At 57.1% G+C, this 10,986-nt stretch carries 22 protein-coding genes; all 22 read left to right on the top strand.

Annotated features, from left to right (window positions below):
* The first annotated feature begins 95 nt into the window (after positions 1-95).
* The 22 genes from rpsJ (at position 96) to secY (ending at position 10,968) form a co-directional block, all read left to right on the top strand.
* Complete coding sequence (rpsJ, locus tag HFRIS_RS20635; protein WP_006464935.1) at positions 96-413, top strand: 30S ribosomal protein S10; 318 nt, start codon at positions 96-98, stop codon at positions 411-413.
* Positions 414-585: 172 nt separating this feature from the next.
* Positions 586-1,242 carry a 50S ribosomal protein L3 gene (rplC, locus tag HFRIS_RS20630; RefSeq protein WP_006464934.1) on the top strand — a complete coding sequence of 219 codons (657 nt, stop codon included), beginning with the start codon at positions 586-588 and terminating at the stop codon, positions 1,240-1,242.
* 3 nt (positions 1,243-1,245) lie between these two features.
* Positions 1,246-1,866 carry a 50S ribosomal protein L4 gene (rplD, locus tag HFRIS_RS20625; protein ID WP_006464933.1) on the top strand — a complete coding sequence of 207 codons (621 nt, stop codon included), beginning with the start codon at positions 1,246-1,248 and terminating at the stop codon, positions 1,864-1,866.
* On the top strand, positions 1,863-2,180 hold the full coding sequence (gene rplW / locus HFRIS_RS20620) for a 50S ribosomal protein L23 (protein WP_006464932.1): 318 nt from the start codon (positions 1,863-1,865) through the stop codon (positions 2,178-2,180). The genes rplD and rplW overlap by 4 nt, the downstream gene beginning before the upstream one ends.
* Positions 2,180-3,007: a 50S ribosomal protein L2 gene (rplB, locus tag HFRIS_RS20615; protein ID WP_006464931.1), complete on the top strand. Its 828-nt coding sequence runs from the start codon at positions 2,180-2,182 to the stop codon at positions 3,005-3,007. Before rplW ends, rplB begins: the two co-directional genes overlap by 1 nt.
* A gap of 10 nt (positions 3,008-3,017) precedes the next feature.
* Positions 3,018-3,293 carry a 30S ribosomal protein S19 gene (gene rpsS / locus HFRIS_RS20610; protein WP_006464930.1) on the top strand — a complete coding sequence of 92 codons (276 nt, stop codon included), beginning with the start codon at positions 3,018-3,020 and terminating at the stop codon, positions 3,291-3,293.
* Between the two features lie 6 nt (positions 3,294-3,299).
* A complete protein-coding gene (gene rplV / locus HFRIS_RS20605; protein ID WP_008334132.1) occupies positions 3,300-3,632 on the top strand; it encodes a 50S ribosomal protein L22 in 333 nt (110 codons plus the stop codon).
* 9 nt (positions 3,633-3,641) lie between these two features.
* Entirely contained in the window at positions 3,642-4,460 is an 819-nt protein-coding gene (gene rpsC, locus HFRIS_RS20600; protein ID WP_006464928.1) for a 30S ribosomal protein S3, read from the top strand.
* Between the two features lie 2 nt (positions 4,461-4,462).
* Positions 4,463-4,882, top strand: a complete 420-nt coding sequence (gene rplP, locus HFRIS_RS20595; protein WP_006464927.1) for a 50S ribosomal protein L16 — start codon at positions 4,463-4,465, stop codon at positions 4,880-4,882.
* A gap of 13 nt (positions 4,883-4,895) precedes the next feature.
* Positions 4,896-5,090, top strand: coding sequence for a 50S ribosomal protein L29 (gene rpmC, locus HFRIS_RS20590; protein ID WP_006464926.1), 195 nt, complete (start codon positions 4,896-4,898; stop codon positions 5,088-5,090).
* Complete coding sequence (rpsQ, locus tag HFRIS_RS20585; RefSeq protein WP_006464925.1) at positions 5,087-5,359, top strand: 30S ribosomal protein S17; 273 nt, start codon at positions 5,087-5,089, stop codon at positions 5,357-5,359. Before rpmC ends, rpsQ begins: the two co-directional genes overlap by 4 nt.
* Before the next feature lie 196 nt (positions 5,360-5,555).
* Complete coding sequence (gene rplN / locus HFRIS_RS20580; RefSeq protein WP_006464924.1) at positions 5,556-5,924, top strand: 50S ribosomal protein L14; 369 nt, start codon at positions 5,556-5,558, stop codon at positions 5,922-5,924.
* 9 nt (positions 5,925-5,933) lie between these two features.
* A complete protein-coding gene (rplX, locus tag HFRIS_RS20575) occupies positions 5,934-6,248 on the top strand; it encodes a 50S ribosomal protein L24 (RefSeq protein ID WP_006464923.1) in 315 nt (104 codons plus the stop codon).
* A gap of 5 nt (positions 6,249-6,253) precedes the next feature.
* Complete coding sequence (rplE, locus tag HFRIS_RS20570; RefSeq protein WP_006464922.1) at positions 6,254-6,793, top strand: 50S ribosomal protein L5; 540 nt, start codon at positions 6,254-6,256, stop codon at positions 6,791-6,793.
* A 7-nt stretch (positions 6,794-6,800) separates the two neighbouring features.
* Positions 6,801-7,106, top strand: a complete 306-nt coding sequence (rpsN, locus tag HFRIS_RS20565; protein WP_006464921.1) for a 30S ribosomal protein S14 — start codon at positions 6,801-6,803, stop codon at positions 7,104-7,106.
* 14 nt (positions 7,107-7,120) lie between these two features.
* Positions 7,121-7,516: a 30S ribosomal protein S8 gene (rpsH, locus tag HFRIS_RS20560; RefSeq protein ID WP_006464920.1), complete on the top strand. Its 396-nt coding sequence runs from the start codon at positions 7,121-7,123 to the stop codon at positions 7,514-7,516.
* A gap of 10 nt (positions 7,517-7,526) precedes the next feature.
* The gene (rplF, locus tag HFRIS_RS20555; RefSeq protein WP_006464919.1) at positions 7,527-8,060 is read left to right on the top strand and encodes a 50S ribosomal protein L6; all 534 of its coding nucleotides are present in this window, start codon (positions 7,527-7,529) and stop codon (positions 8,058-8,060) included.
* Between the two features lie 12 nt (positions 8,061-8,072).
* Positions 8,073-8,435 carry a 50S ribosomal protein L18 gene (rplR, locus tag HFRIS_RS20550; protein WP_006464918.1) on the top strand — a complete coding sequence of 121 codons (363 nt, stop codon included), beginning with the start codon at positions 8,073-8,075 and terminating at the stop codon, positions 8,433-8,435.
* A 12-nt stretch (positions 8,436-8,447) separates the two neighbouring features.
* The gene (rpsE, locus tag HFRIS_RS20545) at positions 8,448-8,966 is read left to right on the top strand and encodes a 30S ribosomal protein S5 (RefSeq protein WP_006464917.1); all 519 of its coding nucleotides are present in this window, start codon (positions 8,448-8,450) and stop codon (positions 8,964-8,966) included.
* Positions 8,967-8,976: 10 nt separating this feature from the next.
* Complete coding sequence (rpmD, locus tag HFRIS_RS20540; protein WP_006464916.1) at positions 8,977-9,156, top strand: 50S ribosomal protein L30; 180 nt, start codon at positions 8,977-8,979, stop codon at positions 9,154-9,156.
* A 26-nt stretch (positions 9,157-9,182) separates the two neighbouring features.
* Entirely contained in the window at positions 9,183-9,617 is a 435-nt protein-coding gene (gene rplO / locus HFRIS_RS20535; RefSeq protein WP_006464915.1) for a 50S ribosomal protein L15, read from the top strand.
* A 19-nt stretch (positions 9,618-9,636) separates the two neighbouring features.
* On the top strand, positions 9,637-10,968 hold the full coding sequence (secY, locus tag HFRIS_RS20530) for a preprotein translocase subunit SecY (protein WP_006464914.1): 1,332 nt from the start codon (positions 9,637-9,639) through the stop codon (positions 10,966-10,968).
* Positions 10,969-10,986 lie beyond the last annotated feature (18 nt).

Below are 10,986 nucleotides of genomic sequence, written 5' to 3'. Positions count from 1 at the left end.
TCGTCGAATCGCAGTAGCAGCAAAGCAACACTAGTCGCATTTTTAACATCGCCGGGGATGATCCCCATCCCCGGTTCGTTCTTTAAAGGAAAATCATGTCGGTTCCTAGCCAAAAAATCCGTATCCGTCTGAAAGCTTTCGACTATCGTCTGATCGACCAGTCCGCTCTGGAAATCGTTGACACCGCCAAGCGTACCGGCGCTGTCGTCAAGGGCCCGGTTCCCCTGCCGACCCGCATCCAGCGTTTCGACGTCCTGCGTTCGCCGCACGTCAACAAGACTTCCCGCGATCAGTTCGAAATCCGTACCCATCAGCGCCTGATGGATATCGTCGATCCGACCGACAAGACGGTTGACGCATTGATGAAGCTGGACCTGCCCGCTGGCGTTGATGTCGAAATCAAGCTGCAGTAATTGCAGTCATCAGCAGGTGTAGTGTTGGAAAAGCGCACAACCTCGGTTGTGCGCTTTTCTTTTAGAGGCTATAATACTCGGCTTCGATGTGGGTTTTGCGTCCGCAAAACCTGCAATTTATGGTAGTACGAACATCAGCCCCGCCCAATCGCAGGCGGGAATGGAGAAAACAATGAGCCTGGGCCTTGTTGGTCGCAAGGTTGGTATGATGCGCATCTTCACGGAAGATGGGGATTCGATCCCTGTGACCGTGCTGGACGTGTCCAACAACCGCGTGACACAAATCAAAACGCCTGAAGTGGATGGTTATTCCGCTGTTCAGGTGACCTTCGGTCAACGCCGCGCTTCGCGCGTGGTGAAAGCCGCCGCCGGCCACTTCGCCAAAGCTGGCGTCGAGGCAGGTACTGTCCTCAAAGAATTCCGTGTTGACGCTTCCAAGGCTGCCGAACTGAAGGCAGGCGACGTCGTTGGCATCGGCATGTTTGAAGCTGGCCAGAAAGTCGACGTGCAAGGCGTGTCGATCGGTAAGGGCTATGCCGGTACCATCAAGCGTTACAACTTCGCATCGGGTCGCGCGACCCACGGTAACTCCCGCTCGCACAACGTTCCTGGCTCCATCGGTATGGCGCAGGATCCGGGCCGCGTGTTCCCGGGCAAGCGCATGACCGGTCATCTGGGTGATGTCAAGACCACCGTCCAGAACCTGGAAATCGCCCGTGTGGACGCAGAGCGTCAATTGCTGTTGGTGAAGGGTGCCGTTCCCGGCGCCAAGAACGGTCAAGTGATCGTTTCGCCGGCAGTCAAAGTCAAAGCGAAGAAGGGGGCTTAATCAATGGAACTGAAGCTCCTGAATGACCAAGGTCAAGCTGCTTCGAACGTCGCTGCACCGGATACCATTTTCGGTCGTGACTACAACGAAGCTCTGATCCACCAGGTCGTGGTTGCCTACCAAGCTAACGCTCGTAGCGGCAATCGCAAGCAAAAGGATCGTGAAGAAGTCAGCCACACCACCAAGAAGCCGTGGCGTCAAAAGGGTACTGGCCGTGCACGTGCCGGTATGTCCTCGTCGCCTCTGTGGCGCGGTGGTGGTCGTATCTTCCCGAACTCGCCTGACGAAAACTTCACCCACAAGGTCAACAAGAAGATGTATCGCGCAGGTGTCTGCTCGATCCTGTCCCAGTTGGCACGTGAAGGCCGCCTGTCGGTCGTGGAAGAATTCGCCGTCGAAGCCCCGAAGACCAAGCTGCTGGCCCAAAAGCTGAAGGGCATGGGCATGGAATCGGTGCTGGTTATTACCGACAGCCTGGACGAAAAGCTGCTGCTGGCCTCGCGCAATCTGCCGGGCGTGCTGGTGGTCGAGCCGCGTCAAGCTGATCCCGTGTCGCTGGTGTACTTCAAGAATGTCTTGATCACCAAGCCGGCTCTGGCAAAGATTGAGGAGTTGCTGGCATGAACGCAATCGTGAAACATAGCGAAGAGCGCCTGATGAAGGTGCTGCTGGCACCGGTGATCTCCGAAAAGGCAACTTTCGTCGCCGAGAAGAACGAGCAAGTCGTCTTCCTGGTCGCCAAGGATGCTACCAAGCTGGAAGTCAAGGCCGCCGTCGAACTGCTGTTCAAGGTGGAAGTGGAATCGGTGCAAGTCGCCAACCGTCAGGGCAAGCAGAAGCGCTCGCGCAACGGTATGGGTCGCCGCAACCACACCCGCCGCGCTTTCGTCAGCCTGAAGCCGGGTCAAGAAATCAACTTCACCGAGGAGGCTAAATAATGGCACTCGTAAAAGTGAAGCCGACCTCGCCCGGTCGGCGCGGCATGGTCAAGGTCGTCAATCCCGACCTGTACAAGGGCCGTCCGCTGGCATCGCTGGTCGAAAAGAAGTCCAAGACCGCCGGCCGTAACAACAACGGTCACATCACCACCCGCCACATCGGCGGTGGTCACAAGCAGCACTACCGTGTTGTCGACTTCCGTCGCAACAAGGATGGCATTCCTGCCAAGGTCGAGCGTATCGAATACGACCCGAACCGTACCGCGCACATCGCACTGCTGTGCTACGCGGACGGCGAGCGCAAGTACATCATCGCTCCCAAGGGCGTGTCGGTTGGCGATCAGCTGATCAGCGGTTCTGAAGCTCCGATCAAGTCGGGCAACACCCTGCCGATCCGCAACATCCCAGTCGGTACCACCATCCACTGCGTGGAAATGCTGCCGGGCAAGGGTGCTCAAATCGCCCGTACCGCCGGTGCCGCTGTCGTGCTGATGGCACGCGAAGGTACCTACGCTCAGGTTCGCCTGCGCTCCGGTGAAGTGCGTCGCGTTCACATCGAATGCCGCGCCACCATCGGCGAAGTCGGTAACGGCGAGCACAACCTGCGCAAGATCGGTAAGGCTGGTGCAACCCGTTGGCGCGGTGTGCGTCCGACCGTTCGTGGCGTTGTCATGAACCCGGTGGATCACCCGCACGGTGGTGGTGAAGGCAAGACCGCCGCTGGCCGTCACCCGGTTTCGCCGTGGGGCCAGCAGACCAAGGGCAAGAAGACTCGTAGCAACAAGCGTACGACTTCGATGATTGTCTCGCGTCGCGGCAAGAAATAAAGGATAAAACATGACACGTTCATTGAAAAAAGGTCCTTTCTGCGACGCCCACCTGGTGAAAAAGGTTGAGGCTGCCCAGGCTACCAAGGACAAGAAGCCGATCAAGACCTGGTCGCGTCGTTCGACCATCATGCCCGACTTCATCGGTCTGACCATCGCCGTGCACAACGGCAAGGCACACGTGCCTGTCTATGTGTCGGAAAACATGGTTGGTCACAAGCTCGGCGAATTCGCGCTGACCCGTACTTTCAAGGGTCACGCTGCCGATAAGAAGGCTAAGAAATAAGGTCCTATGATGGAAACTAAAGCTACTCTGCGCGGTGTGCACCTGTCGGCCCAGAAAGGCCGCCTGGTTGCAGACCTGATCCGCGGTAAAAAAGTTGATCAGGCACTGAATATCTTGGCCTTCAGCCCCAAGAAGGGCGCGGTCATCATCAAGAAGGTTCTGGAGTCCGCAATCGCGAACGCCGAGCACAACGATGGTGCCGACATTGACGAGCTGAAAGTCAAGACCATTTATGTGGAAAAGGGTGCGGTCCTGAAGCGCTTCACAGCGCGTGCAAAGGGCCGTGGTGATCGTATTTCCAAGCAGTCGTGTCACATCTACGTGACCGTCGGAAACTAAGGAGTCACGATGGGACAGAAGATTCATCCAACCGGTTTCCGTCTGGCGGTTACACGTAACTGGGGCTCGCGTTGGTATGCAGGCAACAACAACTTTGCCGACATGCTCAACGAGGACCTGAAGGTCCGTGCTTACCTGAAGAAGAAGCTGAAGAACGCCTCGGTCGGCCGTGTGGTCATCGAGCGTCCGGCCAAGAATGCCCGCATCACCATTTACAGCTCCCGTCCGGGCGTTGTGATTGGCAAGAAGGGTGAAGACATCGAAGTGCTGAAGTCGGCACTGGCCAAGCTGATGGGCGTGCCCGTGCACGTCAACATCGAAGAAATCCGCAAGCCGGAAGCCGATGCTCAGCTGATCGCTGACTCGATCTGCCAGCAGCTGGAAAAGCGCATCATGTTCCGTCGCGCCATGAAGCGTGCGATGCAGAACGCCATGCGTCTGGGCGCCCAAGGCATCAAGATCATGTCGTCGGGTCGTCTGAACGGCATCGAAATCGCACGTACCGAATGGTACCGTGAAGGCCGTGTGCCCCTGCACACCCTGCGCGCCGATATCGACTATGGCTTCGGCGAAGCTGAAACCACCTACGGCATCATCGGTGTGAAGGTGTGGGTCTACAAGGGCGATCGCCTGGCAAACGGCGAAGCGCCGGTGCTGGTCGGTGAGCCGGAAGACGACAAGAAGCGTCGTGGTCCTCGTCGTGACGACGGCAAGCCGGGTGCACGTCCCCGCTCCAAGACTGGTGCTCCTGGCGCCGGTGCAAAGCGTGGCGGTGGTCGTCCTCAAGCTGCCGATGCCGGTGTGTCGGCTGAGAAAGCAGGAGAATAATCATGCTGCAACCAGCACGTAGAAAATATCGTAAAGAACAAAAAGGTCGTAACACCGGCATTTCGCACACCCGCGGAACCGCCGTCTCGTTCGGCGATTTTGGTCTGAAGGCAGTTGGCCGCGGCCGTATTACTGCTCGTCAGATCGAAGCTGCTCGTCGCGCGATGACCCGTCACATCAAGCGCGGTGGTCGTATCTGGATCCGCGTTTTCCCGGACAAGCCAATCTCCCAGAAGCCTGCTGAAGTGCGTATGGGTAACGGTAAGGGCAATCCGGAGTACTACGTGGCTGAAATCCAGCCGGGTAAGGTACTGTACGAGATGGACGGTGTGGACGAAACCCTGGCTCGCGAGGCGTTCCGTTTGGCTGCTGCCAAATTGCCGCTTGCGACGACTTTCGTTGTTCGCCAAGTCGGTCAATAATTAGGAGCGGAACATGAAAGCATCGGAACTCCGCGGTAAGGACAAGGCAGGGCTGGAAAAGGAACTGGGCGAGCTGTTGAAGGCCCAGTTCAGCCTGCGCATGCAAATTGCGACCCAGCAACTGAACAATACCGCACAGCTGAAGAAGGTACGTCGCGACATCGCACGTGTGAAAACTGTGATCAACTCGAAGGATGGCCAACAATGAACGATCAAGTGAAACAAGCGCTCAAGCGCACGCTGATTGGCAAAGTTGTGTCGGACAAGATGGACAAGACCGTCACTGTCGAAATCGAGCGTCAAATGAAGCACCCGCTGTACGGCAAGATCATCAAGCGCACCAAGAAGTACCATGCGCATGATGAGCAAAACTCGGCGAAGGCCGGCGATGTGGTGGAAATCACCGAAAGCCGTCCGATCTCCAAGACGAAGTCGTGGACTGTGACCCGTGTGGTGCAGGAAGCACAAATCGTCTAAGTAGTAAATGTAGTACTTGCGTGCTCGATATTATGCTGCCATAATATCGAGCTCTTTCTTTGTAAGCATAAGCCTGCAAAGAGAGGCTCAAGAGTAGCTCTATTCGTCCCCTAACTAGCGAGTTCGCTTGCTAACAGGACCAAGACTGACCGCCAGCGCATCGTGCGAAGCGGATTAAGTTGGGAAAGAAAATATCATGATTCAAACTGAAAGCCGGCTCGAAGTGGCCGACAACACTGGTGCGCGCGAAGTTCTGTGCATCAAGGTCTTGGGTGGTTCCAAGCGCCGCTATGCGGGCATTGGCGATGTGATCAAGGTTACTGTCAAGAGCGCAGCACCGCGTGGTCGCGTCAAGAAGGGTGAAATTTATAACGCTGTCGTCGTTCGCACCGCCAAGGGCGTGCGTCGTCAGGATGGTTCGCTGGTCAAGTTCGATGGTAATGCTGCCGTCCTGCTGAACGCCAAGCTGGAGCCCATCGGCACCCGTATCTTTGGGCCGGTGACTCGTGAGCTGCGTACAGAGCGCTTCATGAAGATCGTCTCCCTGGCACCTGAAGTTCTGTAAGGAGTGGTCATGGCAAAGATTCGTAAAAACGATGAAGTCATCGTGTTGACCGGCAAAGACAAGGGTAAGCGCGGTGTCGTGACTGCTCGCGTCAGCGCCGATTATGTCGTCGTGGAAGGCGTGAATGTCGCAAAGAAGGCGACCCGTCCCAATCCGATGACTGGTGCAACTGGCGGCATCGTCGATAAGCTGATGCCAATTCATGTGTCGAACGTCGCGTTGTTCAACGCTGCGACCGGCAAGGCAGATCGTGTGGCTTACAAGGAAGTGGACGGCAAGAAGGTCCGCGCTTACAAGTCCAACGGCGAAGTCGTTAAGGTTTAAACATCATGGCACGTCTTCAACAGTTTTATAAAGATAAGGTCGTCGCCGATCTGACTACGAAGTATTCGTACAAGTCGGTGATGGAAGTTCCGCGCATCCTGAAGATCACCCTGAACATGGGTCTGTCGGAAGCAGTTGCGGACAAGAAGATCATCGAGCACGCCGTTGGCGATCTGACCAAGATCGCTGGCCAGAAGCCGGTGGTGACCAAGGCTCGCAAGGCTATCGCAGGTTTCAAGATCCGCGAAGGCTATCCGATCGGTTGCATGGTGACCCTGCGTGGCGCCCGCATGTACGAATTCCTGGATCGTCTGATCACCGTGGCCCTGCCGCGCGTGCGTGACTTCCGTGGTGTGTCGGGTCGTGCGTTCGACGGTCGTGGCAACTACAACATCGGTGTGAAAGAGCAGATCATCTTCCCCGAAATCGAGTACGACAAGATCGATGCACTGCGTGGCATGAACATCAGCATCACCACGACTGCAAAGACCGACGACGAAGCGAAGGCGCTTCTCGCCGCATTTAAATTCCCGTTCAGAAACTGAGGATGCCATGGCAAAACTGGCACTGATTAACCGTGAACAGAAGCGCGCAGAAATGGTGAAGAAGTATGCTGCCAAGCGCGCCGAGTTGAAGGCTATTATCGACGACCAATCGAAGTCGGATGAAGAGCGTTACGAAGCACGTCTGAAGCTGCAGGCGCTGCCCCGTAACTCGGCTCCGACCCGCCAACGTAACCGTTGCGCGCTGACTGGCCGTCCCCGTGGTACTTTCCGCAAGTTCGGATTGGGCCGTATCAAGGTCCGTGAAATCGCCATGCGCGGCGAAATCCCGGGTTTGACCAAAGCTAGCTGGTAATAGGAGAAGAAGCAATGAGTATGAGCGATCCTATCGCCGATATGCTGACCCGTATCCGCAATGCACAAGGCGTGAACAAGACCACCGTCGTCATGCCGTCTTCCAAGGTGAAGGTTGCCATTGCCAACGTCCTCAAGGACGAGGGTTATATCGAAGATTTCGCCGTGGTTGCCGCAGATGGCAAGGCTGAATTGAAAATCGGTTTGAAGTATTACGCTGGCCGTCCGGTCATCGAGCGCCTGGAGCGCGTGTCCCGTCCGGGTCTGCGCATCTACAAGGGCAAGGATGATATTCCGAACGTCATGAATGGCCTGGGTGTGGCGATTGTGTCCACCCCGCGCGGCGTGATGACTGATCGCAAAGCACGCGCAACCGGTGTCGGTGGCGAAGTGATTTGCTACGTGGCCTAAGGAGTGCAAGATGTCTCGTGTAGGTAAAATGCCTGTTGCACTGCCGAGTGGCGCGGAAGCGACCATCACTGCAGAGCAAATCACCGTCAAGGGCCCGCTGGGCTCCTTGACCCAACCGCTGACCAAGAAGGTCAAGGTGGTCAACAACAATGGCTCGCTGAGCTTCGAAGTGGCTGATGACAGCCGCGAAGCCAACGCGATGTCGGGCACCCTGCGTGCTCTGGTCAACAACATGGTCAACGGCGTCACCAAGGGCTTCGAAAAGAAGCTGAACCTGGTCGGCGTGGGTTTCCGTGCACAAGCACAAGGCGACAAGCTGAACCTGTCGCTGGGCTTCTCGCACCCCATCGTTCACCAGATGCCTGCTGGCATCAAGGTTGAGACCCCGACCCAGACCGAAATCCTGATCAAGGGTATCGATCGCCAGGTGGTTGGCCAGGTCGCCGCTGAAATTCGCGCGTACCGCGAACCCGAACCCTATAAGGGCAAGGGTGTGCGCTACGCTGACGAAGTGGTGACGCTCAAAGAAACCAAGAAGAAGTAATAGGGGTTGACGATGGACAAGAAACAATCTCGCCTGCGCCGTGCGACTCAGACTCGCGCCAAGATCGCAGAACTGAAGGTGAATCGTCTGGCTGTGCACCGTACCAACACGCACATCTACGCCAGCGTCATCGGCCCCGACGCCAACGTGCTGGCCTCCGCTTCCACCCTGGAAGCAGAAGTCCGCGCCGAGCTGGCTGGTCAATCCGGCAAGGGCGGCAATGCCGCCGCTGCCGCCCTGATCGGCAAGCGCGTTGCAGAGAAGGCTCTGAAGGCCGGTGTGACTGAAGTCGCATTCGACCGCTCCGGTTTCCGTTATCACGGTCGCGTCAAGGCGCTGGCTGAGGCTGCGCGTGAAGCCGGCCTGAAGTTCTAAGGATTATCGATCATGGCAAAAATGCAATCGAAAACGCAAAGCGACAAGCCTGATGACGGCATGCGCGAAAAGATGATCGCAGTCAACCGCGTCACCAAGGTGGTGAAGGGTGGTCGCATCATGGGTTTCGCAGCGCTGGCAGTGGTTGGTGACGGCGATGGCCGCATCGGCATGGGCAAGGGCAAGTCCAAGGAAGTGCCCGTCGCCGTGCAGAAGGCAATGGAAGAAGCACGTCGCAAGCTGATCAAGGTCACCCTGAAGAACGGTACCGTGCAGCACACCGTCATCGGCAAGCACGGCGCTTCGTCGGTGATGATCTCGCCGGCCAAGGACGGTACTGGCGTCATCGCCGGTGGTCCGATGCGCGCGATCTTCGAGGTGATGGGCGTGACCAACGTGGTGGCCAAGTCGACCGGTTCGACCAACCCCTACAACATGGTCCGTGCCACCCTGGACGGTCTGTCGAAGATGAACACTCCGGCTGAAATTGCTGCCAAGCGCGGCAAGTCGGTCGAAGAAATCCTGGGCTAAGGTGATCGAGATGGCTAACACAATCAAAGTCAAGCTGGTCAAGGGTCTGATCGGTACTCGTCAGGACCACCGCGCAACCGTGCGCGGTCTGGGTCTGCGTCGCGTCAACTCGGTGTCCGAACTGGAAGACACCCCGTCGGTGCGCGGCATGATCAACAAAGTGTCCTATCTTGTGAAAGTGGTGTCGTAAGCGTCAGCTTGCGAACGGAGCGAATCATGCAATTAAACACTATCCAACCCGCAGAAGGCGCGAAGCACGCTAAGCGTCGCGTCGGTCGTGGTATCGGCTCTGGCCTGGGCAAGACTGCCGGTCGTGGTCACAAGGGTCAGAAGTCGCGTTCGGGCGGTTTCCACAAGGTCGGCTTCGAAGGCGGCCAGATGCCCCTGCAACGCCGTCTGCCCAAGCGCGGTTTCAAGTCGCTGGCTACGCCTTACAAGGCTGAAGTTCGCCTGTCCGACCTGGAAAAGCTGCCCGTCGCCGAGATCGACGTGCTGGCACTGAAGCAAGCCGGCCTGGTGTCGGAACTGGCTCGTGTCGTGCGTATCATCAAGGCTGGCGAACTGACCAAGAAGGTAACCGTCAAGGGTCTGATCGCAACTGCTGGTGCCAAGGCCGCTATCGAAGCAGCCGGTGGTTCCATCGCTGAGTGATCCGGTCCCGGAGCATTAATTGGCAACTACTCCTCAATTAGCGAAAGGTGCCGCAAAAGGCTTCCCCTGGGGGCGTTTGTGGTTCCTGCTGGGAGCGTTGATCGTTTATCGCATCGGTGCACATATCCCGGTTCCGGGTATTGATCCGACGCAGTTGGCGCAGCTGTTCAAGCAGAATCAGGGCGGCATTCTGGGCATGTTCAACATGTTCTCCGGTGGTGCCCTGTCGCGCTTTACGATCTTCGCACTGGGGATCATGCCGTATATCTCGGCATCGATCATCATGCAGCTGCTGTCGGTGGTTTCGCCGCAGCTGGAAGCATTGAAGAAAGAGGGTGAAGCCGGTCGTCGCAAGATCACGCAGTACACCCGTTACGGCACCCTGGTGCTGGCGACCTTCCAGGCGCTGGGCATTGCGGTGGCGCTGGAATCGCAAGCCGGCCTGGTGCTGGATCCGGGTCTGGCCTTCCGTATGACCACGGTGGTGACACTCATCACCGGCACGATGTTCCTGATGTGGCTGGGCGAACAGATCACCGAACGGGGTCTGGGCAATGGCATCTCGATCATCATCTTCGCGGGTATTGCAGCAGGCCTGCCGAATGCTCTGGGCGGCTTGTTCGAGCTGGTTCGTACCGGTTCGATGAATGCCCTGTCGGCGATCCTGATCTGCGTAATCGTGGCTCTGGTGACGTTCCTGGTGGTCTTCATCGAACGTGGTCAGCGCAAGATCCTGGTGAACTATGCGAAGCGTCAGGTCGGCAACAAGATCTACGGTGGTCAAAGCAGCCACCTGCCGCTGAAGCTGAACATGGCTGGCGTGATCCCGCCGATCTTTGCATCGTCGATCATCCTGTTCCCGGCCACGATCACCAGCTGGTTCACATCGGGTGATTCGTCAAATCCCTTCATTCGTTTCCTGAAGGATCTGGCGGCATCGATGGCACCAGGTGAACCGATCCATGCCTTGCTGTATGCGGTGGCTATCGTCTTCTTCTGCTTCTTCTACACCGCACTGGTGTTCAACAGCAAGGAAACGGCAGACAACCTGAAGAAGAGTGGTGCGTTTGTTCCGGGTATCCGTCCGGGTGATCAGACGGCGCGTTATATCGACAAGATCCTGATGCGCCTGACCCTGGCCGGCGCCGTGTACATCACTCTGGTGTGCCTGTTGCCAGAGTTCCTGATCGCACGCTGGAAGGTACCGTTCTATTTCGGTGGCACATCGCTGCTGATCATTGTGGTCGTGACGATGGATTTCATGGCCCAAGTGCAGAACTATGTGATGTCTCAGCAGTATGAATCGTTGCTCCGCAAAGCTAATTTCAAGGGTGGCATGACACCGCGATAAGCGGCCTCATGCCCCAGA

The organism is Herbaspirillum frisingense GSF30 (genome assembly GCF_000300975.2).
Taxonomy (GTDB): Bacteria; Pseudomonadota; Gammaproteobacteria; order Burkholderiales; family Burkholderiaceae_D; genus Herbaspirillum; species Herbaspirillum frisingense.
This window is presented reverse-complemented; position numbering and strand designations above follow the sequence as displayed.

Bases quoted from the DNA above. Each gene is read 5' to 3' on its own strand.
- rpsH (WP_006464920.1), top strand. From the start codon at position 7,121: ATGAGTATGAGCGATCCTATCGCCGATATGCTGACCCGTATCCGCAAT.
- rpsN (WP_006464921.1), top strand. From the start codon at position 6,801: ATGGCAAAACTGGCACTGATTAACCGTGAACAGAAGCGCGCAGAAATG.
- rpsJ (WP_006464935.1), top strand. From the start codon at position 96: ATGTCGGTTCCTAGCCAAAAAATCCGTATCCGTCTGAAAGCTTTCGAC.
- rplN (WP_006464924.1), top strand. From the start codon at position 5,556: ATGATTCAAACTGAAAGCCGGCTCGAAGTGGCCGACAACACTGGTGCG.
- rplX (WP_006464923.1), top strand. From the start codon at position 5,934: ATGGCAAAGATTCGTAAAAACGATGAAGTCATCGTGTTGACCGGCAAA.
- rplR (WP_006464918.1), top strand. From the start codon at position 8,073: ATGGACAAGAAACAATCTCGCCTGCGCCGTGCGACTCAGACTCGCGCC.
- rplE (WP_006464922.1), top strand. From the start codon at position 6,254: ATGGCACGTCTTCAACAGTTTTATAAAGATAAGGTCGTCGCCGATCTG.
- rpsC (WP_006464928.1), top strand. From the start codon at position 3,642: ATGGGACAGAAGATTCATCCAACCGGTTTCCGTCTGGCGGTTACACGT.
- rplO (WP_006464915.1), top strand. From the start codon at position 9,183: ATGCAATTAAACACTATCCAACCCGCAGAAGGCGCGAAGCACGCTAAG.
- rplW (WP_006464932.1), top strand. From the start codon at position 1,863: ATGAACGCAATCGTGAAACATAGCGAAGAGCGCCTGATGAAGGTGCTG.
- rplP (WP_006464927.1), top strand. From the start codon at position 4,463: ATGCTGCAACCAGCACGTAGAAAATATCGTAAAGAACAAAAAGGTCGT.
- rplD (WP_006464933.1), top strand. From the start codon at position 1,246: ATGGAACTGAAGCTCCTGAATGACCAAGGTCAAGCTGCTTCGAACGTC.
- rpmD (WP_006464916.1), top strand. From the start codon at position 8,977: ATGGCTAACACAATCAAAGTCAAGCTGGTCAAGGGTCTGATCGGTACT.
- rpmC (WP_006464926.1), top strand. From the start codon at position 4,896: ATGAAAGCATCGGAACTCCGCGGTAAGGACAAGGCAGGGCTGGAAAAG.
- rpsQ (WP_006464925.1), top strand. From the start codon at position 5,087: ATGAACGATCAAGTGAAACAAGCGCTCAAGCGCACGCTGATTGGCAAA.
- rpsE (WP_006464917.1), top strand. From the start codon at position 8,448: ATGGCAAAAATGCAATCGAAAACGCAAAGCGACAAGCCTGATGACGGC.
- rplV (WP_008334132.1), top strand. From the start codon at position 3,300: ATGATGGAAACTAAAGCTACTCTGCGCGGTGTGCACCTGTCGGCCCAG.
- rplF (WP_006464919.1), top strand. From the start codon at position 7,527: ATGTCTCGTGTAGGTAAAATGCCTGTTGCACTGCCGAGTGGCGCGGAA.
- rplC (WP_006464934.1), top strand. From the start codon at position 586: ATGAGCCTGGGCCTTGTTGGTCGCAAGGTTGGTATGATGCGCATCTTC.
- rplB (WP_006464931.1), top strand. From the start codon at position 2,180: ATGGCACTCGTAAAAGTGAAGCCGACCTCGCCCGGTCGGCGCGGCATG.
- rpsS (WP_006464930.1), top strand. From the start codon at position 3,018: ATGACACGTTCATTGAAAAAAGGTCCTTTCTGCGACGCCCACCTGGTG.